This is a genomic window from Micromonospora sp. KC213, from assembly GCF_004348325.1.
In the GTDB taxonomy this organism is placed as follows: domain Bacteria; phylum Actinomycetota; class Actinomycetes; order Mycobacteriales; family Micromonosporaceae; genus Micromonospora.
On sequence record NZ_SMKF01000002.1, the window covers coordinates 1 to 22,361 of the forward strand.

21 protein-coding genes, 2 tRNA genes and 1 pseudogene are annotated in these 22,361 nt (G+C 67.9%); 14 read left to right on the forward strand and 10 right to left on the reverse strand.

Going from position 1 to position 22,361, the window contains the following annotated elements; translation table 11 throughout:
* The first annotated feature begins 178 nt into the window (after positions 1-178).
* A tRNA-Ser gene (locus tag E1166_RS00640) sits at positions 179-269 on the forward strand.
* Between the two features lie 36 nt (positions 270-305).
* A tRNA-Arg gene (locus tag E1166_RS00645) sits at positions 306-378 on the forward strand.
* Positions 379-1,353: 975 nt separating this feature from the next.
* Here the strand turns inward: E1166_RS00645 and E1166_RS00650 are convergent.
* Positions 1,354-2,235, reverse strand: coding sequence for a radical SAM protein (locus tag E1166_RS00650; protein ID WP_132334768.1), 882 nt, complete (start codon positions 2,233-2,235; stop codon positions 1,354-1,356).
* A gap of 285 nt (positions 2,236-2,520) precedes the next feature.
* Between E1166_RS00650 and E1166_RS00655 the strand changes: the two genes are divergently transcribed.
* The 4 genes from E1166_RS00655 (at position 2,521) to E1166_RS00670 (ending at position 4,656) form a co-directional block, all read left to right on the forward strand.
* Positions 2,521-2,901 (forward strand): VOC family protein, encoded by a 381-nt coding sequence (locus tag E1166_RS00655; protein ID WP_132334770.1) that lies wholly within the window; start codon positions 2,521-2,523, stop codon positions 2,899-2,901.
* A gap of 49 nt (positions 2,902-2,950) precedes the next feature.
* Entirely contained in the window at positions 2,951-3,721 is a 771-nt protein-coding gene (locus E1166_RS00660) for an MBL fold metallo-hydrolase (RefSeq protein ID WP_132334772.1), read from the forward strand.
* A gap of 43 nt (positions 3,722-3,764) precedes the next feature.
* Positions 3,765-4,157, forward strand: a complete 393-nt coding sequence (locus tag E1166_RS00665; RefSeq protein WP_132267448.1) for a nuclear transport factor 2 family protein — start codon at positions 3,765-3,767, stop codon at positions 4,155-4,157.
* Positions 4,158-4,230: 73 nt separating this feature from the next.
* Entirely contained in the window at positions 4,231-4,656 is a 426-nt protein-coding gene (locus E1166_RS00670) for a PPOX class F420-dependent oxidoreductase (RefSeq protein WP_132334774.1), read from the forward strand.
* 63 nt (positions 4,657-4,719) lie between these two features.
* Here E1166_RS00670 and E1166_RS00675 read toward each other — a convergent pair whose 3' ends face one another.
* The 4 genes from E1166_RS00675 to E1166_RS00690 form a co-directional block, all read right to left on the reverse strand.
* Positions 4,720-5,190 (reverse strand): MarR family transcriptional regulator, encoded by a 471-nt coding sequence (locus E1166_RS00675; protein ID WP_207913871.1) that lies wholly within the window; start codon positions 5,188-5,190, stop codon positions 4,720-4,722.
* A gap of 466 nt (positions 5,191-5,656) precedes the next feature.
* Positions 5,657-6,940, reverse strand: coding sequence for an FAD-binding oxidoreductase (locus E1166_RS00680; protein ID WP_132334778.1), 1,284 nt, complete (start codon positions 6,938-6,940; stop codon positions 5,657-5,659).
* Between the two features lie 57 nt (positions 6,941-6,997).
* Positions 6,998-7,666 (reverse strand): haloacid dehalogenase type II, encoded by a 669-nt coding sequence (locus tag E1166_RS00685; protein WP_132334780.1) that lies wholly within the window; start codon positions 7,664-7,666, stop codon positions 6,998-7,000.
* Between the two features lie 599 nt (positions 7,667-8,265).
* Positions 8,266-9,483, reverse strand: a complete 1,218-nt coding sequence (locus tag E1166_RS00690; RefSeq protein ID WP_132334782.1) for a helix-turn-helix domain-containing protein — start codon at positions 9,481-9,483, stop codon at positions 8,266-8,268.
* An 872-nt stretch (positions 9,484-10,355) separates the two neighbouring features.
* Between E1166_RS00690 and E1166_RS00695 the strand changes: the two genes are divergently transcribed.
* From E1166_RS00695 to E1166_RS00705, 3 genes are read left to right on the forward strand one after another with little or no spacing between them, the layout of a single operon-like run.
* On the forward strand, positions 10,356-13,382 hold the full coding sequence (locus E1166_RS00695; protein WP_132334784.1) for an aminotransferase class III-fold pyridoxal phosphate-dependent enzyme: 3,027 nt from the start codon (positions 10,356-10,358) through the stop codon (positions 13,380-13,382).
* Positions 13,383-13,430: 48 nt separating this feature from the next.
* Positions 13,431-13,583: a hypothetical protein gene (locus E1166_RS00700; RefSeq protein WP_207913874.1), complete on the forward strand. Its 153-nt coding sequence runs from the start codon at positions 13,431-13,433 to the stop codon at positions 13,581-13,583.
* Between the two features lie 13 nt (positions 13,584-13,596).
* The gene (locus tag E1166_RS00705; RefSeq protein ID WP_132334786.1) at positions 13,597-14,568 is read left to right on the forward strand and encodes a succinylglutamate desuccinylase/aspartoacylase family protein; all 972 of its coding nucleotides are present in this window, start codon (positions 13,597-13,599) and stop codon (positions 14,566-14,568) included.
* Positions 14,569-14,830: 262 nt separating this feature from the next.
* Here E1166_RS00705 and E1166_RS00710 read toward each other — a convergent pair whose 3' ends face one another.
* Positions 14,831-15,760 (reverse strand): SDR family NAD(P)-dependent oxidoreductase, encoded by a 930-nt coding sequence (locus E1166_RS00710; protein ID WP_243710059.1) that lies wholly within the window; start codon positions 15,758-15,760, stop codon positions 14,831-14,833.
* 443 nt (positions 15,761-16,203) lie between these two features.
* On the opposite strand from E1166_RS00710, the gene E1166_RS00720 reads away from it, so the two are divergent.
* The 3 genes and pseudogenes from E1166_RS00720 (at position 16,204) to E1166_RS00725 (ending at position 17,315) form a co-directional block, all read left to right on the forward strand.
* The gene (locus E1166_RS00720) at positions 16,204-16,668 is read left to right on the forward strand and encodes a MarR family transcriptional regulator (protein WP_132334792.1); all 465 of its coding nucleotides are present in this window, start codon (positions 16,204-16,206) and stop codon (positions 16,666-16,668) included.
* 189 nt (positions 16,669-16,857) lie between these two features.
* Positions 16,858-16,935: pseudogene (locus E1166_RS32615) on the forward strand (alpha/beta hydrolase); the annotation flags it as partial.
* An 80-nt stretch (positions 16,936-17,015) separates the two neighbouring features.
* Positions 17,016-17,315 carry a hypothetical protein gene (locus E1166_RS00725; protein ID WP_207913876.1) on the forward strand — a complete coding sequence of 100 codons (300 nt, stop codon included), beginning with the start codon at positions 17,016-17,018 and terminating at the stop codon, positions 17,313-17,315.
* A gap of 130 nt (positions 17,316-17,445) precedes the next feature.
* Here E1166_RS00725 and E1166_RS00730 read toward each other — a convergent pair whose 3' ends face one another.
* Positions 17,446-18,174, reverse strand: coding sequence for a hypothetical protein (locus E1166_RS00730; RefSeq protein ID WP_132334794.1), 729 nt, complete (start codon positions 18,172-18,174; stop codon positions 17,446-17,448).
* Positions 18,175-18,460: 286 nt separating this feature from the next.
* Here E1166_RS00730 and E1166_RS00735 point away from each other — a divergent pair, with 286 nt between their 5' ends.
* Positions 18,461-19,024: a histidine phosphatase family protein gene (locus E1166_RS00735; RefSeq protein ID WP_132334796.1), complete on the forward strand. Its 564-nt coding sequence runs from the start codon at positions 18,461-18,463 to the stop codon at positions 19,022-19,024.
* A 106-nt stretch (positions 19,025-19,130) separates the two neighbouring features.
* Here E1166_RS00735 and E1166_RS00740 read toward each other — a convergent pair whose 3' ends face one another.
* The gene (locus E1166_RS00740; protein ID WP_132334798.1) at positions 19,131-19,694 is read right to left on the reverse strand and encodes a TetR/AcrR family transcriptional regulator; all 564 of its coding nucleotides are present in this window, start codon (positions 19,692-19,694) and stop codon (positions 19,131-19,133) included.
* A 74-nt stretch (positions 19,695-19,768) separates the two neighbouring features.
* Here E1166_RS00740 and E1166_RS00745 point away from each other — a divergent pair, with 74 nt between their 5' ends.
* Positions 19,769-20,161, forward strand: coding sequence for a nuclear transport factor 2 family protein (locus tag E1166_RS00745; protein WP_243710060.1), 393 nt, complete (start codon positions 19,769-19,771; stop codon positions 20,159-20,161).
* 432 nt (positions 20,162-20,593) lie between these two features.
* Here E1166_RS00745 and E1166_RS00750 read toward each other — a convergent pair whose 3' ends face one another.
* Positions 20,594-21,427 (reverse strand): RNA methyltransferase, encoded by an 834-nt coding sequence (locus tag E1166_RS00750; protein WP_132334802.1) that lies wholly within the window; start codon positions 21,425-21,427, stop codon positions 20,594-20,596.
* Positions 21,428-21,524: 97 nt separating this feature from the next.
* Positions 21,525-22,358 (reverse strand): phytanoyl-CoA dioxygenase family protein, encoded by an 834-nt coding sequence (locus E1166_RS00755; protein WP_132334804.1) that lies wholly within the window; start codon positions 22,356-22,358, stop codon positions 21,525-21,527.
* Between the last annotated feature and the right edge of the window lie 3 nt (positions 22,359-22,361).

A 22,361-nucleotide genomic window follows, 5' to 3' on the forward strand; every position in this document is an offset into this window, starting at 1 on the left:
CACCGGAGGAGGGCTCGCGGCGGGGCGGCTCGCTCGGCGTCTGCTCCTGCATATCGATGCAGCGTAGTCGTGAACGTGACCTCGCACACGGTGGAAACGCCTCCGTTGCGGTAGTCGCTTTGCCCGGGACGGGGGCGGCCCTGTATCCTCGGCCCCGGTGGTCCGCAGCGGCCACCGGGGAGACTTCGCCTAGTCTGGTCTATGGCGCCGCACTGCTAATGCGGTTGGGGTTTTAAAGCCCCTCCCGGGTTCGAATCCCGGAGTCTCCGCGCAAAAGCCGGTTGTGTAGACTGGCCGAGCACCAAGCGCCCGTAGCTCAACGGATAGAGCATCTGACTACGGATCAGAAGGTTAGGGGTTCGAGTCCCTTCGGGCGCACAAGATCATAAAAGCCTGACCTGCGAAAACGCAGTTCAGGCTTTGTGCTTGCCCGTCCCTTGTGGACGTGCGGCTGCTCGGTCTGCTCGTCCGACGAGCTTCCCCCGCGTCCCAGCCCGTCCGGTGAGGTTCGGGTGTGTCCGGTCTAATCCTGGCGGCGTCAGCGAAGCAGATCACCGGTTCTATCGACGCATGTCGAGGCCGATGAGTGTGCGGGGTTCGAGTGGCTGGCTGTGGCCGGGGCGGCGATGTTGCCGGTCCACCCGCACGGGGTCGGCTGGCGTCATCGGTTGTTGGGTGAGCCGTACGAGCCGTTGTCCCGGGCACGGTGCGAGGTGGGATTGCGGTGGCGATGGTCGGCCCGGCCCGTGTGGGTCGGTTCGCATTGGCGGTGTCCGGGCCAGCAGGCTCCACCGGGTGGCTGCCCCTGGCCTGGCGCGGCTCCTCGGGCGGCTGCCAGGGAGCCGCCATCGGACAACGCGGATATAACGAATCGGTCGGGGGTGGGACGTACGCCCACCCCCGACCGGTTCCCCGAGCCCCGAATGAGGTCAGCTCTGCTAAGTGCGCATGCTCATGAGCCCTCTTGGACGAGAAGCGCTACGAATGCGCCGGTTGAACTGCTTGGCCGGCGAAGTTGCGGCGGTCGGCGCGAACCTGGCACGACACCAGCTCCTCACACCTCCCGGCGAAGAGCTGGTCAACCTGGGCGTCCGTTCGGCGAGCCGGGCGTGACACGTGTGGGGCGTCCCGTCCCTGACTGGCCCTCGCTGGTCCTGGTCCTGGTGGCGGCAGTGCCGCTTGATCTGATCACCATCGCGGCGGCATCGTCGCTCTGGGGCACCCAGCCGACGGCAACGCTGGTGCGGAGCATCCGCCGCCCTGACCGCGCCCCATCCCTCGCGACCGTCCTTCGTGGTCGCAACACGCCCCCGTTCGTTCCGCGTGGCCTCCAAGCCGGACGGCCTTCCCCCGCTACTGCGGGGACGCGAGTCGCTGGCGCAGGGCGTCGTTGTCGTCGTGGTGAACGACCTCGTCGAAGCGCAGCCGCAGCCCGTGTTTGGCCAGCAGGCCGGCGACGATCGCGTCGAGTTGTTCGCGGTGTTCTCGGGTGCGGGCCTGCAGGTATGCCGCGCGGACCTCGTCGGGTTCGCCGGTGAGGACCTGCTCCATGCGTTCGCGGATGTACCGCTTGAGGTTGATGTGCTCCATGAACACCTCGCCCACTCCAGCGTCGACGAGCCGGCCGAAGAGGTCGTCCAGCATTTCGGGCTGGGTGGCGAAGTGAGGCAGGAGCGGGCCGACGAAGGCGTAGGTGGGGATGCCGGCGTCCTTGAGTTCGGCGAGGGTGCGCAGGCGGCGGGAGGCGAGCGGGGCGCGTACCTCCAGCCAGCGGCTGACCTTGTCGTCGGTGGTGGTCACGGTCATCCCGACCTCGGCGCGGGGCAGGCTGGTGAGCAGGTCGACGTCGCGGGTGACGACGGGTGACTTGGTGAGGATGCGGACCAGGCCCGGGTACTCGACGGCCTTCAATTCGCGCAGGATGCCGCGGGTGAGGCGGTATTTCGTCTCGTGGCCCTGGTAGGGGTCGGTGACGGAGCTGAGCAGCATCGTGCCCCGGCGCTTGTCCTCCGGCATCTTCGCGAGCTCTTTGCGGGCCAGTTCCACCGCGTTCGTCTTGACGTACAGGTAGTCACCCCATTCCTTGACGGATCGGCCGAACTGCCGCCCGGCGAAGCTGGCGAAGCAGTAGGCGCAGCCCAGGACGCAGCCGGTGTATGGGTTAATCACGTAGTCGTTCGACGGGGTCTTCGACTTCTGGATCAGGGTCTTCGCCTCGATCTCGACCGGTTCCATGGCCGACGTCCTTCCGGTTGTTCCCGCTGGTCGCGTTCATGGCGACCGGACTGTTGTGCTGTGGGCGGAGCGGCCGGCCCGGCCACCGCGAACCCACATCTGGGAACAATAATCCCCAGAAGTTGATTCCGTGGAATGTAAGTGGTTTGCTGGGCACTGACTGGCCAGCGCTTGCGGCCACCTGCTCGGCTTGCCGGGCTGACGCCGAGAGTTGCTGCCACCCAAAGAGTTCAGTCCGCCACACAGGGTTACTACGCCTCGGAAGAGGGGTGAGGAGTGAGTGTCATGACCGTTCCCGCCTTCAACTCGGTCGCCTGGTTCGAGTTCGGCACCGGCCAGCCGGAGAAGGTCAAGGAGTTCTACGGCGAGCTTTTCGACTGGAAGTACCTCCTCAACACCAACACTCCGGGTGTCACCTATCACTCGGTGATGACGCCGGGCGCCCAGCAGCCGACCGGCGGTGTGTGGGACTCGGAGGGCGGCTTCTCCGACTACGCGATCTTCTACGTCGTCGTCCAGGACGTCGCCGCGACTGTCGAGCACGCCGCGAAGCTGGGCGCCGAGGTGCTCATGGCACCGGTCTCCGACACCGCGGGCTTCACCTTCGCCCGGCTACAGGACACCGCCGGCAATCACTTCGGCGTTTTCTCCGTACCCGCTGCCTGACCGGTTCCGCAGGGCCCGTTCGCACTGTTCAAACCCCTGGAGGTTCCCGATGTCCGGCGCCAGCGAAAAGATCCGCGTCCGGGTCTACGGCGGTCCGACCACCCTGATCGAGTACGGCGGGCTCAGATTCGTCACCGACCCCACCTTCGATCCGCCCGGCGAGTACCCCATGCCCCTCCCGGGCGACCACAGGCTCGTCAAGACCGCCCCCGCCCCCGTCACCGCCGCCGACCTGGGCCGCGTCGACGCCGTCCTGCTGTCCCACGACGAGCACGACGACAACCTCGACCACGCCGGCCGTGCCTTCCTGTCCCAGGCACCGGTCGTTCTCACCACGGTCAGCGGGGCCGGCCGCCTGGGCGGCAACGCTCGCGGCCTGGCCTCCTGGCAGACCGCCGAGCTCACGCGGCCCGACGGCATCGTGACCGTCACGGGCCTGCCGGCCCGGCACGGTCCGGCCGGCTGCGAACCGATCACCGGCGACGTCGTCGGCTTCATGCTCACCGCCGACGACCTGCCCCCGGTCTACGTCAGCGGCGACAACGCCGCCCTGGACCACGTCAAACAGATCGCCGAAAGGTTCGCTCCCGTCGACACCGCGATCCTCTTCCTCGGCGGCGCCCGCATGGCCTTCGCCTTCGACGGCGCCCTGCTCACCCTCGACAGCGCCCAAGGCGCCGAGGCCACGAAGATGCTCGGTGCCCGCCGGGTCGTCCCCGCCCACTACGACAGCTGGGCCCACTTCACGGAAGGCCGAAACGAGATCCAGGCCGCCTTCGCCGACGCCGGCCTGGCCGGACGCCTCGACTTCGCCCGTTGACCACCATCCCCGTACCGAACCCGAACCCTAAGGAGCGTGCACCATGACCAGCACGAACATCGACATCGCCCGCACATACTTCCAGGCCGTGCAGACCGGAGACATGGCGACGCTCGGCGGACTCCTCGACGAGGCGATCGTCTGGCACCAGCCCGGCGCTAACCAGTTCTCCGGTGAGCACAAGGGCCGCGACGCCGTCTTCCAGATGCTCGGCAGCATGATGGAGGCCAGCCGGGGCACCTTCGCCATCGACAAGATCCACGCGCTCATGGCCAACGGTGACCTGGTCGCCGCGACCATCCACTTCAGCGGCCGTCACGACGGCGCGTCGATGAGCATGGACGGCGTCGACCTGCTGCGCATCACCGACGGCAAGATCACCGAGATGTGGCTGTTCTCCGGCGACCCGGCCACCGAAGACGCCTTCTGGGGCTGACCCTCCGGTTGTCCGGGGCCGAGCCGGCCCCGGACAACCGCGAGCCGCCCGTACCAACGCGAAAGGCACCCGCATGCGGAAGATGACCGACCAGCAATGGCGGGAGTTCGTCACGCACGGCACTCGCACCGGCAAGCTGTCGACCGTCCGCGCTGACGGTAGTCCCCACGTGACACCGGTCTGGTTCCTCCTCGACGGCGAGGACATCGTGCTCACCACCGAGAAGAGCGGTGTCAAGGGCCGCAATCTCGCTCGTGACCAACGGTTCGTTCTCTGCGTCGACGAGGATCGGCCGCCGTACGCGTTCGTCCTGCTCCACGGACGCGCCGAGATCTCCGAGGACCCCGACGACATGCTGCGCTGGGGTGGCCTGCTCGGCGCCCGCTACATGGGCGACGACCGTGAGAAGGAGTACGCCGCTCGTAACGGCGGCCCCGGCAACATACTCGTCCGTGGCCGCATCGACAAAGTCATCGCCTTCGACGGCATCGCCGACTGACGCCATACGCTGACGGGCCGGCGGGCACAGTGTCTCGGCCCGTCACCGCACGGCCGTCGCAGCTCACGACGCTGGCCGGCCGGGCTGCTTCGGTGCCCGCATGCCCGGCGCCGGGGTGCGCTCGGCGGCCTTCCGCGTCACGTCCAGGGCCCGTCCTGCCGCCCGTAGCGTTTGCAGGACCGCCGTCACCTCGCGCACGGCCCGCTCGGGAATCACTGACCCGATCCGCAGCTCCAGCTCTTCCTCGAAGACCTCCAGCGCCCCTTCCACCAGCCTTCGCCCCTCAGGCGTCAACTCGACAACCGAGGAGCGGCGGTCGTTCGGATTAGCCCGCCGCGCACACAGACCCGCCGCCTCCAAACGGTCGACCACCTTGCTCGTGCCGCCCACCGTGATCGAGAATTCCTCCGCAATGTCCTGGATCCGCGGCCCAGGCCGACGCAACAGCAGGTGTAGGACCTCGAACGAGGTCAACGGCAGGTCGAACTCGGCCCGCAACCGCCCCTCGATGCCGCTCCACAGCTCGATCTCCAACGAGACCAGCTCCCGGTACAGCTGCTTCAGGTCCGCCATCACTCATCTTCCGATGAACCATCTTCCATGGATGATTAATGGTAGGTCACCAGCGCGGGCCCGCGCCCACGGCGAGTTCAGCGACGACGCCACGCTCCGGCTGACCCTGATCAACCCGGCCCTACTGCCCGGATGCTGGCGGGCGCCGATAGTACCTGAGGGCTTGCTCTCCCGCTGGGGACTTGCAGCTCACCACGTCCGGTCGCCCGGGGTCCTCGAGCGCTCAATGCTTTGATCGACTCCATCCTTTACGGGAAGAAGATGTGCGCCCTTAGCCTTGCGCTCTCACGCCCCGTCTCGGTCTGGACGGCAGCCGTCGAGCCCGGTGGCGAGATCCGCGACCGCGCTTTTCCAATGCCGGAAGCGACATGGCATGGGCCAGTGGCGGGCGGACCCGCCACTGGCCCTTCCGATGAATCGCTGTCGGTCAGCGCAGGCGGTCCTTGGCCTTGTAGTACGCCCCGGCGAAGGGCAGGAACCAGGCGGTGCCGTTGTAGAAGGGCACCGGCACCTTGGGGAAGCCGAAGCCGCGCATGGGGTTGGCCTCTGGGTGGCCGTCCATGACCTCGGCCATGGCGCGGCCCATGTAGGTGGCCATCTGGACGCCGTGGCCGCAGTAGCCCATGGAGTAGTAGAGGCCGTTGGCCTCGCCCGCGTGCGGAACACGGTCGTAGGAGAAGCCGACCATGCCGCCCCACACGTAGTCGATCTTCACCCCGGCCATCTGCGGGAAGATCTCGGTCATCTCCCGCTTGAGGATGTCACCGCTCTTGACGTCCGAGGCGGGGTCGGAGGGGGCGAAGCGGGCCCGGCCGCCGAAGGCGAGGCGGTGGTCCGGGGTGATTCGGACGTAGTGGCCGATGTTCTTGGAGGACACGACCACGCGGTTGTTGGGGATGAGCTGCCGGGCCCGCTCCTCGCCCAGTGGCTCGGTGACGATGACGAAGCTGCCGACGTTGATCAGCCGCTTGCGGAACCAAGGCATGGCCTTGTCGGTGTAGGCGTCGGTGGCCGCCATGACCTGCTTGGCGCGGATGGCACCGTGCAGGGTCTCGACGAGGAAACCGCCCTTGGGGATGCGGTGCAGCGCGGTGGCGGCGTTGCGTTCGTGGATCTGAGCCCCGGCGCGTTCGGCGGCCTCGGCCAGGCCATGGACGTACTTGCCGACGTGAAGGTGCGCGCTGAGCGGGTCGAGCAGGGCTCCGTGGTAGTAGTCGGAGCCCAGCTCGGCACGCAGATCGCTCTTGCTCAGCAGCGTGGTGTCGTGGCCGAAGTTGTCGGCCAGGTCGCGCTGCGTGGCCCGCATGCGCTCCAGGTGCTGCGGCTTGAACGCGACTCCCAGACGCCCTACGCGGTGGAAGTCGCAGTCGATCTGCTCCTTGACCGTTAGCTCCTCCACAACGTCCACCGCCTCGCGGAAGGCGTCGTACAGCTCCCGGGCCCGCGGCTGCCCGTAGCGCTTGCGGGCCTCAGCGACTCCGATGGTGATGCCCTGGGTGCACATGCTGCCGTTGCGCCCGGAGGCCCCGGAGCCCACCTTGTCCTTCTCCACGAGGACGACGTGGGCACCCTTGCGTGCCGCGTGGTAGGCGGTGGACAGGCCGGTGAGGCCGCCGCCGATGACCACCAGGTCCGCCTGTTCGGGCAAGGGCTTGCCGGTCCGGTCGGGGAAGGCAGGGGCTGTGTCGAGCCAGTAGGGGATCTGCTTCATGACGTACGTCCTCGGATCTTCCTGGTCGTCCAGGAGCGCTTCTCTTGGGTCCCGGCCTCAGCAGCCGAGCAGGGCCGGTAGGCCGGACAGGTCGGGCAACTCGTCGTAGGGCTGGTAGTCGGCGCTGCCGCTGTGGCGGTCGTAGCGGTTGATCCACACGCGGCGAGCGAGGCCGAGGTCGCGGGTGGGGATGAGGTCGTATTCCCAGCCCTGGGCGACGTGGATGACCTGGGCGGGGTCGATGTCCATGGTCTGGAAGGCGTACTCGAAGGCATGGCGGTCGGGCTTGTAGGCGCCGGCCTGCTGGGCGGTGATGACGTGGTCGAACTCGACGCCGATGTTGGCCAGGTTCTGGGCGATGAGGTCGTCGTCCGTGTTGGAGATGATGGCGATCTCGTACCGGGACTTCAGCGCCCGCAGGGCGGCCGGGACCTCGGGGTGGGGGCCGAAGGTGGGCACGGCCGCGACCAGGGCCTCGCCGTCGGACTTCCGGTACTCCAGTCCGTGCAGACGCATGGCCATCTCCAGGCTCGAGTGCAACACCTCGTGGAAGGGGCGGTATGCCTCCAGGACGGCCTGGAACCGCATGACGCGGAAGTCGTCCAGGAACTCGTCGACGTTCAGGCCGTCCAGGTCCAGCCGGTCGGCCAGGACCTTCAGGGTGGTGGGGCCGAGATGGAAGTCGACCAGGGTGCCGTAGGCATCGAAGGTGACGATCTGACGCATGGTGTTCAACCTCTTTCCGGGCATATGAGACGATCCGTTCGCCGGGAGTCGCTATCTCGTCGAGTGCGGCCAGGTCCGGCTGCATCGGGGTTCAGGAGGCTGCCGCCGCTTGGCGGCGGCCTGTTGAGGGGGCATCAGGGCTGAGGGGGTACCCGAGGGGCCGCCGCTGAAGGACGGGCCCCGGACAGGGCCGGGGACGGCGAATGCTGATCAGGTAGTCGGCGGCAGCACCATTACCTCCGAGTGCGATGCGCCTCTCTCCGGTTCGAGGTGATGCGTCAGTGAAGCACGGTGGAGAATCCGGCAACAAGGGAAGTGAGGCCGCGTGATCGGCCGCGAATTTTGTGCCTGTGCACAATTTCCTGTCAGGGATCCGGTGCGGTTCTGCCCGAACGGAATGGGTCTTCGAGAGGCACCGCGAGCGGCTCCGCCGCGAACTGCGGCCGCTTGGCGCTGCTGCCGGCGGCGTGACCGTGCTGTCGGCCGCCAAGGCTGTCGTCCTCATGAAGGGCAGGTGGCCTCTGACCGCCACGCTTTGGCTCAAGCTCTCCCGGTCGCGGCCCCCGGCCGGTTGCCTCATCTGTCCAGCGATCGGTGGATCAGGACATCGTCGCCCGGAAGCGGGCGCCCGCGTCCGTCTCCAGCCAAGCCAGGGCGAGGACCAGCCGGGCGGCGTCGTTCGGTCGGGACAGCTTCAGCCCGGTCGCCTCTTCCGCAGCCTGCAGGCGATTGCCCACCGTGTTCCGGTGACGGTAGGTGCGTGCGGCCACCTCAGCGACCGAGCCCAGATCGAGGTACCAGCGCAGGGTCTCGACGATGCTGTCGCGGTCGCGCAGTTCGAGCAGTGGGCGCAGCACGCCGGTGGCCATCGCACCGGTGAGCTCCTCCTGCGCCGACATGATCGCCCCGATCCAGTGGCCCTCCACGTGCCGCACTCCGGGCTGCGCGGAGCTGCGGATCGCGGCACGTGCGAACCGGATGCCCCGCGCCGTCAGCGCCAGCCCTGGGACTTCCGCGACGCCGCAGCGCCACGTGGCGAACGGCCGGAGCATGGCAAGCATGGCCTCTTCATCGCACCGTCCGTGACCGATGATGCCGAGGAGCTCGTCACCCATCCATCCGAAGTGACGTACCAGGCCGCCCCGACGCAGCGCATCGCCGACCTGGGACACAGCCGGGTCCCCGGTAGGAACGGATTCGACCACGACCACGGTCAGAGCGACGTTCTCGGCGAAGCCCAGCAACGTCGAGGCCTCGGCGACGGTGGAGGGATCCTGCTCCCCTTCCAGGACCAGGCGGCTGAAGGCGCGGTTACGCACCTCCGTACGACGGCTCGCCAGGTCGCGCTCGGTGCGGCGGTAGGCGTCGACGACCTCGACGCTGTTGGCGTGCGTCGCCTCCCAGACGCGGATCAACCCGTCGAGGAAGTCGGGATCGGCGCTGATGCCACGTGCTCGCCCCTCTGTGAGCACGGCCTCCCACAGGGTCCTGAGGTCCAGCTGGAAGGAGTGCATCAGAGCGGTCAGGGGAAACGCCTGCTCTGCTCGCTCGCGTCCCACGTCCTCGGTGGCGCGCGAGACCGTCCGGGGCACGGGACCGCCGGCCAGCCGGGTCAGGGCGAGTTCGAGGGTTCGTCGCATCCCCTCCCGTTTCTGGACCGGGTCCCAGTCCGTCGACGCGTAGGCGGGCTCCTCGGCTTCCAGTCGTTCGAGAGCACGAGAGGTCAGTTCGTCGAGTTGTTCCTCGAGAAGTCGGCGCGCGATCGCCTGCACGGCGTCGTGGCGAGCCTCGCCCTGCCGGCGTCTCGGGCCGCTCACGAGGACCGACTCTCCCGACGACAGCCGTCACCGGGCAGATCCGGGGCCCTCTCCGGGTGATGCCGCTGATATGCCGGTGGGGCTCCCTGGCGGTAATTGTGCATAGGCACAAAATACGGGGTCGATGTCGCGGCCTCGCGTCCCTTGTTGCCGGATTCTCCGCGGTGTTTCACTAAAGCATCACCTCGGGCGGGAGAGCTCGTGACATACCACGCACTTGGAGCAGTTATGGCGCTTCCGTAAGCACCCTGATCCCCAGTCCGTCTCCTTGAGTAGGCACTGCTGAGGGGCGCCGCGTCCTTCGAGTCAGTCTCAGCCTACCGCTACGGGCCCACCAGGAAGCGATGAACAAGGCACGGCCGAGCCAACCGGTTCGCCAGGCAGAGCGGGATCGAGATCACCCAGGACCTCCCCGAGACTTCGCCGAGCTCAAGGCGAGGGTCGAGGACCAGAACGTCACCTGTGACGTCGTGAACGCCGCCGCGTGAGCTGATGCCCCGTCTCGATGAGCGCTCCGCCTTTGGCGGACGGGCCACCTCGGACCTGATCGCCGACCAGGTGCTGGCGCGCGTCCTGGCCTGGGCCCCTGCGGCCGTCGGAGTGGGCATCGAGGGGAAGTACCGACGGGGGCGTTCGCCCTGCACCTGTCGGTCGTCGACCTGGCCAAGGTCTGCGAAGCGATCGAGACACAGCCGCGGCAGCCCCGCCCGCCTCCTCCCGGGAACCGCATCGGTCGGACCGTTTGGGAGCTGACTGACAGCGTCGGGCAAAAGGTCCGACACGGGTGGCGGGGACCGGCCACGACCTGAGCGTCGTGACGCAGGCCCACGGTGAGTGATGAGCGCCCTGACGACGAGAGAGAGAACGCACCGATGACCTCAGCGACCACCACCGGCCAGGACGGAACGACCATCCCCGGTCACACCGGCCAACTGCCGGGCTCGCTCCTTGATCACGTGCTCCGGCAGTCCTTCGGACTCGAGGGATACGTCCAGCACCCACTGGGAGGGGAGATCGACCAGAACGTCCGGATCACCGGCGATGACGGCATGCGCTACTTCGTGCGGGTCACCCGCGCGGAGCCGGACTCAGCCGAGGTCCTCTGGCAGAATTCGCTCCTCCAGCATCTGGCCGCCACCGTTCCCGGCCTTCCGGTGCCACGACTGGTCCCGACACGCGAGGGGAAGTGCCTCGCCGACGTCGTCCACGAGGGCCGAACGCACGTGGTCCGCGTGATGAGCTGGATCGAGGGCCGGGTCCTGGCGGAACTCGACGACCACCCCGCGGCGCTTCTGCGTCAGCTGGGAGAAGCCGCTGGGCGGCTGAGCCTCGGACTCTCCAGCATGGAGCCACCGGTGGGCTTGGAACCGCACGACTGGGACATGCGCCGGGCCGCTGAGATCGTCGAGGCGTCGCTGCACGCCGTACAGGACGCCGACCGGCGGGAGTCGGTGCGCACGATCATGGGCTGGTACGAGGAACTCCTGCCGGCATTGGACCGACTGCCGCGGAGCGTCGTACACCAGGATCTCAATGACGCCAACGTTCTGGCCGACGCCGACGAGGACGGGGTGCTGCGGATCTCGGGCATCGTCGACCTGGGCGACTCGCTCTACGGTGTGCGCGCGGCAGAGGTGGCGATCGCGGCGGGCTACGCCATGGTCCGCAAGGCCGACCCGCTCGCTGCGGCGGCCGAAGTCGTGGCCGGCTTCCACTCGGTGCTCCCCCTCACGGCTGAGGAACTGGCGGCTGTCTATCCGTTGGCGGCCGCCCGGCTGTGCATGAACGCCGTGACGTGGACGCGCCGGGTCGCCGAGAGCGACACGCCATACGGACGGACCCGCGTGCAACACACCTGGCCCGCGATCGCGCAGGTGGCCAAGGTTTGCCCCGACGTCGCCGAGGCGACGTTCCGGGTCGCGTGTGGGCTCCCCCGGACGCGGGAGCAGCGGGGTTTGGAAGAGGTCCTGGCAGAGGCGGCCCGAGAGGGCTCCCCGCACACACCGGCTGCGCAGCTGCTCGACCTGCGACCGGCAAGTGATCTCTACGACGAGGTCGACTGGCACGACGCGAGGGCGGTGCGCGCGAGCATCGACGACGTCCTCGACGGACGGCGGCGGCGGGGCTACGTGCCCCACCTCAGCGCATCGCTGCTCCTGGGGGGCCAGCGCCGCCCAGGAGCCGACGAGCCGGCGACGGTTCAGGTCGGCGGCTCGCTGATCGTGGCAGACGCCGAGGAGGTTGCCAGCCCGCTGTCCGGCGTCGTCGAGGCCCGCGGTGGCGCCGGGATGCCATTGGTGCTGCGACATGCGGTCGAGGGGCGGGAGTTCTGGACGTGCTGGTGGGGACTCGACGACACGCCGCCTGTCGCGGCGCGAGTTCCGGCCCGAGCGCCGTTGGGACGCGCCTGCGCGGGCGATGAGACGGACCCACTCGGGGCCTGCGTCCAGGTGCAGGTCCACCGCACCGCACGGATCGCCACGTGGCCGCCGCCTCGTGCCGTGCCGCCCTCCGCACGGCAGGTGTGGAGCCACCTGTCACCCGACCCTGCCCGGCTCTTCGGGTTCACCGAATCCCCCGCCGCGGTCCCCACCATCGACGACGTCGTCTCAGTGCGCCGTCGCCACATCGCTCGCTCCCAGCGCAACTACTACCGCAACCCGATGAACCTTGTGCGTGGGCGGGACGTGTGGTTCCACGACGAGGACGGCCTGGCCTATCTGGACTCGCTGAACAACGTCACCCACGTCGGCCATGCCGAGCCACGCGTGACGGCCGCCGCCGCCCGACAGATGCGCAAGCTCAACACCAACAGCCGTTTCGTCTACCCGCAGATCGCCAGTTACGTGCAGAAGCTGGTAGCCACCCTGCCCCACCCGCTCGAGGTCGTCTTCCTCGTGTGCACCGGCAGCGAGGCAAACGACCTGGCGCTGCGGATCGCCCGCCAGGTGACAGGTCGTCAGCACATCGTCAACATCGATGGCGCTTACCACGGAAACACCGGCGTGGTGACCGGGATCAGCCCGAACCGTTACAAGGGCCCCGGCGGCGCCGGTGCGCCCGCGACCACCCACGAGGTCGTCATTCCGGACCGCTACCGCAGCACCTACGGGTACGACGACACGGACGCCGGAGTCAAGTACGCGCGCGACGCCGCGGCTGTCATCGAGCGGATCACGGCCGACGGCCGACCCCCGGCCGCCTTCATCGCCGAGTCCCTGATGGGATCGGGTGGGAACATCGTGTTCCCCGACGGCTACCTCGATGGCGTGTTCACCGCTGCCAGGCGGGCGGGTGCCCTGTGCATCTCCGACGAGGTCCAGGTCGGCGTCGGGCGACTCGGGCCCTGGTGGGGGTTCGAGCTCCAGGGGGTGGTCCCGGACATCGTCACGATGGGCAAGCCGCTCGGGAACGGGCATCCCCTCGCGGCGGTGGTCACGACTCGGGAGATCGCCGACGCGTTCGACACGGGCATGAAGTACTTCAACACCTTCGGCGGCAACCCGGTCTCCTGCGCGATCGGCGAGGCCGTGCTCGACATCGTCGAGCAGGATGGGCTGAGGGAGAACGCCGTGAGCGTGGGCGGGTACTTCGCCCAGTCGCTGCGCGAGCTCCAGCAGCGCCAACCGCTTATCGGTGACGTGCGGGCGGAAGGGCTCTACCTCGGCGTCGAACTGGTCCGCAACCGCACCACCAAGATGCCGGCCACTGAGCAGGCCTTCATGGTCACCGAGCTCATGAAGGAGCGAGGCGTCATCGTCTTCCCCAATGGCGTGCACGACAACGTACTGAAGATCAAACCGCCCATGACCTTCCGCCGCGAGCACGTGGATCTCTACGTCGACGCGCTGGACGAGGTCCTGAGCCTGCCCGAACTGCGCTCGGCCGTTCAGCCCTGAGACGGGCAACCGCCTACAGAGGCAGTGAACGAGAGTGGCCCGCGAAACGTGAGAGGTGCCCTGCTGGCCGGCTTCTCCGGCCAGGGCTTCAAGTTTTCGCCCGCCATGGGCGACATCGCCGCGGACCTCGCCCTGGCGGGCCGCGCCTCCCAGCCGATCGACTTCATCACCACAAACGGCCGCACTGCGGGCCTGAGCTAGAAAGAGGACACACATGACCCTGACCATCGGCCCGCTGCGGGCTGAGCCCGGCCAGAAGACCCGCGGGAGCCTGCCCGCCGACCTCGGCACCGCGACCGTGGACGTTCCCCTGATCCTCGTCAACGGATCCCGTCCCGGCCCCAGGGTCGTGATCACCGGTGGCGTCCACGGCGGCGAGTTCATCGGAGTCGACGCTGCCACCCGCCTGGCTGGGCTGCTGGAACCCGACGAGGTCGCCGGCCAGCTGGTGATCTGCCCGGTGGCCAATCCGCCGGCCGTTTACCGGGGCAGGCTCAACATCTCCCCGCTGGACGGCGTCAACATCAACCGCGTCTTCCCCGGCGACAAGGACGGCGGCCCCACCGACCGGATGGCGGCCTGGCTGTTCGAGAACCTAATCGACGGCGCCGACGCCTACGTGGACCTGCACAGCGGCGGCATCGACCAGCACCTGCTCGACTTCGTCGGCTACCGCCTGACCGGCGACGAAGAGCTGGACGCGAAGAACAGGGCAATGGCCCACGCCGTCGGATACGAGCGGGTCATCTTCGGCACCAGCCCGGACGGCGGCAACAGCCACGCCGCGGCGAACCGACAGGGTGTCCCCGCGATCCTGGTCGAGACCGGGCAACTCGGCGACCGCGACCCCGCCACCGTGCGTAGGCTGCTCGACGCCCTGTACCGGCTCCTGCACCACCTCGGCGTCATCGAGGCGCCGCAGCACCTCGCACCGGTGACCGTGCAGCCGCACGACTGGATGTGGACGGGCGAGGTCGAATCTCCGGTCACAGGCCTGTGGTACCCGGACGCGGTCACCGGCGACGAGGTGACCGAGGGGCAGACCATCGGCCGCATCATCGACCCGATCGACGGCGCCGAGCACAAGGTCGTCGCCACCGCCACCGAAAAGATCATCTACGGCATGAACGGACTCTCCGTCCGCCCCGGCACGCACCTCGCCGCCATCGCCACCCCGCACCACTGACGGGTCTCATGCCCGCCCACTGATTCCACCCCACGCAGGTCAGGCTCTTTGCTTTTCGTCTCTTGTGGACGTGTGGCTGCTCGTCCGACGAGCATCCCCCGCGTCTCGGCCCGTCCGGGTTCGGGTGGGTCCGGTCTGGTCCTGGCGACGATGGCGAAGTCGATCAGAGACTCCATCGATGGACATCGGGGGCCTTCGCGGCTGGGTTGGCTGGCTGTCAGCCGGCTTGTCGGCGCCGTCAACCCGTTCGGAGTGCTAGCGGTCAGCCTGGGGTTGGCCGGTTCCTGCGTGCTTGGGCGAGACCCAGCCACTCGCCGAGCCGTCGGCGGATCCGGCTGCGGCGATATCCGCCGTGCACCGCCCCGGTTGCTGGTGGATCGAACAGCGATCCTGACCCGGGTACGGCTGTGGCGGGCTTGGTCAAGAACGTAGCGCTCCACCGGGCAACTAACCACTCCGTGGTACGCGGTGCCAGTCGGTGGGCGGCTAGCGCCAGGTGTGAGACCACACCCGTTGTTGCCTGCCTGCGCGGGCGGCGGGCGCACGCGAGGATCTTGGCGGCGATACGCTCCGGTGCGTACGCGGGAGGGATAGCTCGTAGTTGGCGGCCCGAGTGGTTGGCGGCCCGCTCGAAGAACGGCGTGTCGACCGGCCCAGGTAACACGAGACAGACCCGTACCCGAGGATGACGGGCGACTGCCTGCTGAAGGTTCAAGGCCAGCCCTCTGATGGCAAACTTGGTCATGGAGTAGAGCGGGACCAGCGGGTTTGGGAACAGTGACAGCAGCGACCCGACGAGCACGAGGGTCCCGTTGTCCTGCGCCTGGAATGTAGCCAGTGCGGCGCGGGCGCACAGCGTGGCGCCGAATACGTTGGTGTCTATCAGCCGACGAATCTCGTCCACCGATTCGGAGCCCAGCGGCCCGGCAATGCCGACGGCCGCCGCTTCGACCCAGACGTCTATCTGCCCGAACCGCTGCGCCGCCAGCTGGGTCAACCGTTCGACGGCCGCCGGATCTGCAATGTCGGTCGGCACCACCAGCACCTGCCCGCCTCGTGCTCGGCAGTCGTGTTCCACCTCCGCGAGCGCCTCTTGGCTGCGCGAGGCGAGTACCAACCTGGCCCCTTCGGCGGCGAACGCCAAGGCGGTCGCGCGGCCGATTCCACTCGACGCCCCCGTGATCAGCACCACGGCGTCACGGAAGGTTCTACGCCTGACCATCACACCTCCCGCAACGCAGGCGAACGAGATTAGCCATCTACCCACGGGCGTGACGATCACTCCCAGGACGCATCACGGTGCCTGCCCCGCCGCGGCGAATCCCGGCGGGAAGGCCAGGAGAGGTCACAGGCTTCTCGGTCGTCAAACGCCGACGAGTCGTCAAAAGGTATGTGGATCTAGGGCCATCGCACGGCGGTTGAAGATGTCGCGCAACACCGCGAAGAAGGCCCTGGCCAGTGACGAGCCGCCGCGGTATCGGCGGGCGGCGAGGGTTCGATCGTGGATGCGGCCGAGCCGCAGATGAGGGCTTTGTTGGCCGAGTTCGCCTTACCTGAACGGCATTGGCTCTTGACATGAACGAAGGTTCAAGTTCTACCTTCGTCGCAATGGGTCCGTTCTCGGGGGTAGATCACATGACGACGCTGCAGCTGTCCGACGCTGAACTCGCAGGTCAACCTGCCGCCTATTGGACAGGCGTGGCCTACGAGTCGCTCATCGCTTTTATCCGTGCCCGGCACGCCGAACTTGGGTTCACTCAGCCCCAGTTCTGGCTGCTGCGCAACCTATCCAGTAATGACCTTTTGCCGGAAGGAGGGGGAATGACCGTTCCTGAGCTCCGGCAGGCGATGAGTTCGTATCTCAGGGCCGCAGACGATCTGGAGGCCGAAGCGGAGGCTCTGCTGGAGCGCGGCTGGCTGACCCGCACCGAGGAGGGAAGACTATGGATTACCGAAGCGGGGGAAGACGCTCGCGTCAGCCTCAAACAGCATGCGCCAGCGATCCGCGCCCGCATCCATGAAGGCATCGATGACGCGGACTACGTCACGACCCTCAAGGTTCTCCGGCAGCTAATCCTTAACACCGGTGGCTCGGCGTAGTGGCTTCACCGGCTACTTTCCGATAAGGCCACGGGATCGCTGAGACTGCGACATCGACTCATCGGCAATCCGCATGCCGTAGAACTGATGCGGGTGGCTGCCGGTCGGGGCGGGGGAGTTTGGTACGGCCCGGCGGCGCCGGCGCGGCGGCCCCGAGGATGGCGTCGATGACACCTACGCGACACGGCACTGGTCGGGCACAGCCACGGCGGGATGGTCATCACCGGTGCCGCCGACCGGGCACCGGATCGGATCGACTCCCTGGTTCACGTCGACGCCGTAGTACCCGCCGACGGCGACTCCTGCTGGTCCCTGGTGTCCGTCCAGAGCGGAGGTGGTACCTGGAGGTGGACGAGACCGGCTGCGCGTCTCGACCACTGCCGTTCTTCGATGCCCGGGCGACGCCGCACCCGATCGCCTCGGTGCTTCAGCCACTCCGACTCACCGGCGACCCGGGACAAGTCCGCCGTCGGGACTACGTCTACGCCGCGGGGTGGGCCGACCAGTCCCCGTTCACCCCGATCTACCAGAAGCCCAGCGCGGAGCCAGGCTGGACCACCCATGCTCTTGCCGGCGGACACAACCTGATGCGTGACACGCCGGAGGAGCTGACGAAGATCTTGGTCGACGTTGCCGCGTCCCGCTGAGCACGCATCCGACAGCCCACTCGGAAGGTCCGCCAATCGTCACGGAAAGTAGCCGGATCGCGGGTGCCTGCATCCGGACATGCCGAATAGCGTGCACCTGATCAGCGCATCGAGGAGGAGATCTTCGGGCTCAATCGTGCGACCGGCGTGCAAGGTACGCGTCGAGCCGGCGCAGCGCGGACGCAGGTGGTCTGGTCATTCGCTGTGGGCCCGCGTAGCCGCCCATCTCGGCCATCGCTGTCCAGTGCTGAACGCCGCTCCGGTCCCCGGCACTCTCGCATTGCCGCACCAGGTGGTGTGCCGCATCGGCCCAGCCGCTGGTAGCGGCAGCCGACCACAACTCCTCAGCGTCAGCCGCCTCGCCCCGCGACGCCAGCAGCACGGCAAGATCACTCATCGCCCGGGCGCTCCCCTGACCAGCGGCAAGGACCAGCATCTCCTCGGCCATGTCCAGGTCGCCGGCCGCCAATGCCCGCGCACCCATCTCGGCCTGCGCGGGAACATAGCCATACTCTGCCGAAAGCCGGTACATCCGACGCGCCGCTTCCTGTTGCCCATCCTCGGCAAGTAGCTCGGCATAGGTGAAGGCGGCGATGTAGTGACCCGCCTCGGCGGCCTGCTGCAGCAAGGGAAGCGCTTCTCCACGGTCGCGAACCCTGAGGTAGAACATAGCAAGCTGCTCGGCGGCGTTGCCGTCGCCGTCGGCGGCAGCAGCACGCCACCGCTCCTCCGCCAGCGCCCGGTCACCGTTCAGCCATGCGAGCACTTGGTCACGGGAGCGCTCATAGGCGTAATGCGCCTGCACGGCCGGACCCGCTCCGCCTGGACCCTCCGCCCCGGACATATCGACCTGGTTCATGCCTTCCTTCCTTTCCCGCCACCGACCATCAGCCCTGCAGCACCCGCCCTCGCTACGCAGTACGCATACCAAGCGGGCGCAATCTCGATGCAGGCTTCATTCGTAGGTCACAGTGCCCGATCCGCCAAGGAGCCGACGGCAACGCACTCTTCTTGCCGCAGACCGCGCGCTACGCGGCGTGACCGCAACCGGATCAAGCCGGCACCCGTCGTGGCGAGTTGAATGCGCTTGGTCCTGTCGATGAAGTTATGACCGGTCAGTCGACCCAAGGGTCTAAGATCCCGGCTTGCGATGGCTCGAGATCCGACGACACTCGCTCACCAAGAAGGGCGAGGCACGTGGGCGTGGTTCCCATCTTTCGGCTGCCGGAGTGTCACTCGCCCGCGCCGTCGGTATGGGACTCGGCCCCTTTGCGTGCGTGCTCAGCAGCTCGTCGCCCCGAGCCATCGAGACGGCGGTTGCCATGGGCTACGCCGTTGACGACGTCGTGGAGATGCCCTCGGGTTACGTACCCGGCGAGGCTGATCACCACGATCAGTGGCGTTGGAAGTCACCCTACGAGACCTACGCACAATTGATCTCCAGCCAGGGCGGTGTGGCGCAGGCTGCACGGGCTCACCGGAACCTGTGGATCAGGGCCGTCGAGTCAGTGCCCGACGGGAGCGGCGCCCTGATCATTTCACACGGCGGCAGCATCGAACCGGGACTCGTCGACTGCCTACCGACCGCCGACCATCGATCCTGGGGTATGCCGTTCAGCCACTGCGACGGCGCTCGCCTTACTTATATCGACGGCCGATTCCAGGCCATCACATTCAGCCGGGCGCCCCAGAAGATTCGTACCCGATAGCTTTGTTGCACCAACGTCTGGCACCCTCCTTTGCCGCCGTGCGAGCGCGAACTGACGTGCGGAACGGCCAATGGGGCGCACCGTTGGACTGGTAGGGAGGAAACCGTCAGCCGGTGCCGGTTGCGGCAATGCCAGTACGCAGTAGTCCGACCAAACGGCGGGCCTGCGCGGCGTCGGCGGTTAGGGCCGCTCCGCTGGCCAAGGTCAGCACGTCGGTGGCGGTGAGGTCGGAACGAAGTGCTGGCTGCGCGCGTCGGACAAGGCGATCGGCGATCGAGGTGATCGATGCGTGCCAGTCGCGGAACAGCGTGGTGCGGCGTTCGTCGGTGCTTTCCGTCGCGGCTAGGGCAAGGGGCCGCTTAGTGGCCACGTGCACCACGAATTCGTCGAGCCAGGCGAACAGCGCGCCCGTCGGGTCCGCGGACCGCAACAACTGCTCGCCGCGTTGGCATAGTACGGCGACCTCGTCGGCGTAGACGGCGACGAGCAGGTCGGCGCGCGTCGGGAAGTGGCGGTACAGGGTGGCGTTGCCTACCCCGGCGCGTCGGGCGATCACGTCGAATGCGACGTCGTTGCCTGCCTCGGCCAGTGCTTCACGGGCCGCAGCTATGAGCCGCGCACGGTTACGGGACGCGTCGGAGCGCGGGCCACGCTTGCTATCCGGGGACATCCCCGCATACGGTACCAGAAGTTAAACGGGGGTAGCCCCATTTAGGGTGTGGAGGGATCACGATGCCCATAACCATGGATGACCGGATCGCCATTACGGACCTGATCAACTCGCACGGCCACCTGACGGATCGCGGCGACTTCGATGGCCTGGCGACGCTGTTCGCCGAAGATGTCGTCTACGACGTGTCGGCTCTCGGTGGTGGCAAACTGATCGGGCTCGCGGCAGTCCGCGAAGCCGGCCTGGCACTGGCCGACGCCAACCCAGTAGCCCACCACGTGACCAATATCGTGTTACGCGAGACGGCGGACGGCACGGTCAATGCCCTGTCCAAGGGATTTGGGGTCATGGCGGATGGATCGACCGGCAGCGTTGCGTACGAGGACACTGTCGAACGAACGGCCGCCGGATGGCGAATCACGCACCGGATCGTGCGCGCCCGACGCACGCCCCTACATCAGGACTGACACTAACCAAGATCGAGTGCCCGCTCATGCGGCTCCCGGTGGGCTTGGCGTTCATCACCGCTGGTGACGCACGGTGATGTATGGCTACCCCTCCTGTCTCCGCATCCCGTGGCGTATCGGCCGATCAACTCGTTCTGCGCGCCGCGGTGTCGGCCTTCCTGGTTCGCTATCGTGGCCAGACTCAGGTTCATACCGAGTCCGACCCGCGCGTCTTCCTGCTCTGGTGCGCCGATCACGGCCCGGACCCGCTGGCTGCGGCGCGGGTTGATATCGAGCGGTACGTGCGCTTGCTGCAAGACGTTCGCCGGCACCAGCCCTCGACGGTGTCCCGCCGACTGTCGGTCGTGGTCGGCTTCTATCGGGTCTGCGTCATCGACGCCGTCGGCGGACCCGGCGGCCGACGACGTCCGCCGGCCCACGGTGCCGGCCGAGTCACCGACCCTCGGCGGCGGCGGCCCGCTGGCGTGCCGATTCGTACAGCACGACAGTCGCGGCGGTCGCCGCGTTCAGGGAGCTGGCGGACCCGAACATGGGGATCCGGACGAGTTGGTCGCATGCCTCGCACCAGCCCGAGCTGAGGCCGGTGGTCTCGTTGCCGATCAACGCCAGGGTGGGTTGTGTGAAGTCGTACTCGGCGGCGTCCAGAATGCCGCGCTCATCGGTTCCCATGATGCCGATGCCGATGCCGTCGGCGCGGACGTCAGCGACCCAGGATAGAACGGCCTGGTGGGAGGGCACCCGGACCACGGGCAAGGCGAACAGCGAGCCGGTGCTCGCCCGGACCGCCTTCGGGTCGTACACGTCGGCGGCGTGGCCGGTGACGATGACGCCGCCGGCGCCGAAGGCGTCCGCCGACCGAACGAGGGTCCCGATGTTGCCGGGGCTGGTGGGCCGATCGAACACGACGGTGAGCATGGTCGGACCGACCGGGATACGGCGCAGGTTGTCCTCCGGCAGCGCGACCACGGCCAGCAGCTCTGGAACCTTGTCTGCCTTGCCTCCCAGTTCGTGCATCAGTTCACGCGAGACGGCGAACTTCTCGGCCCGGACTGTGTCCAGGGCCTCGCGTGCCCAGCCGGACAGCTGAGCGCTGGTGTCGTAGAGCAGCTCCCGGATCTGCCAGCCGTGTTCGACGGCCATGGTGATCGGGCGCACGCCCTGCACGAGGAACTCGCCACGTCGCTGCCGTTTGGTCCGATTGCCGAGGAGAGCGTTCCACTGCTGGAACCGGGCATTGCGCGCACTCACTCGCAGAACCACTGCCAACCCCGCCTCCGACGCATTAGCCCGCCCATGCCCTGCCTGCCACGCTTCACCCGCCTCTGGCTCCCCGAGGTTTCCGACAAGACCTTCGGCCAGGCGCTCAGGAACGGACGGAGCAAGTCGCCCCGGCGCCGCGGTCGGTGCCGTCCCCGTCCGGACCGAGGGCATCCAGTCCGAGACCCCGACGGATCGCGATCTCTACGGGTGAGTATGCGCTGTCAGCCCGCTCCAGTTCGTACGGTGCGGCTGGCATCAGCGGCGGTTGGGCCATGAAGCGGGGCCGCGTTCCGTGGTGCGGTTGCGCCGCGTGCACCAGGAATGGGTGGCACAGGAAGACGTCGCCCGGAGATCCGGTGGCGAGGGCGAGCGGCCGGTGCTCGGACGCCGCCACCAGGTCGGGCGCAAGGGCCAGTCCGCTCGCTCCGTCCTCCCCGTACTTCTCCAGCACTTTCGGCACGTCGAGGTGGGAGCCGACCCGGATCCGGGTCGGGGCGTCCTTCTCACCGACCTCACTGAACAGGAACAGCATCAGCAGTGCCCGGCCGCGGGAGCGCACATTGGTGAAGTACCAGCTCTCGCCCTCCGGCAGATAGCTGCCCTCGATGTGCCAGCCCGCGTCGTCCGGCTCCTCTTCGTGCGGGAAGCGCAGCGGGAACGTGCCCAGCGAGTAGCGCGGCTCCCAGCGTCCCGCGCCGACGAGCAGGTCGTACACGTGGTGTAGGAACGGGGAGTTCGGAGCGGCGGCGAACGGCCCCTGCGCCATGCCGGGCACCCAGTGCACGGGCCGCGTCCACGTCGCTGGATCGTCCGGGTCGCAGCCCGTCTCCCGCCACAGCAGCCGCGCGCAGTCCGCTGCCACGCGCGGCGCGACGGCACCCTCCAGCTTAACGAAGCCGTCGCGAAGAAAGCGGGATACCAAGGTCGTGTCAGACATGCC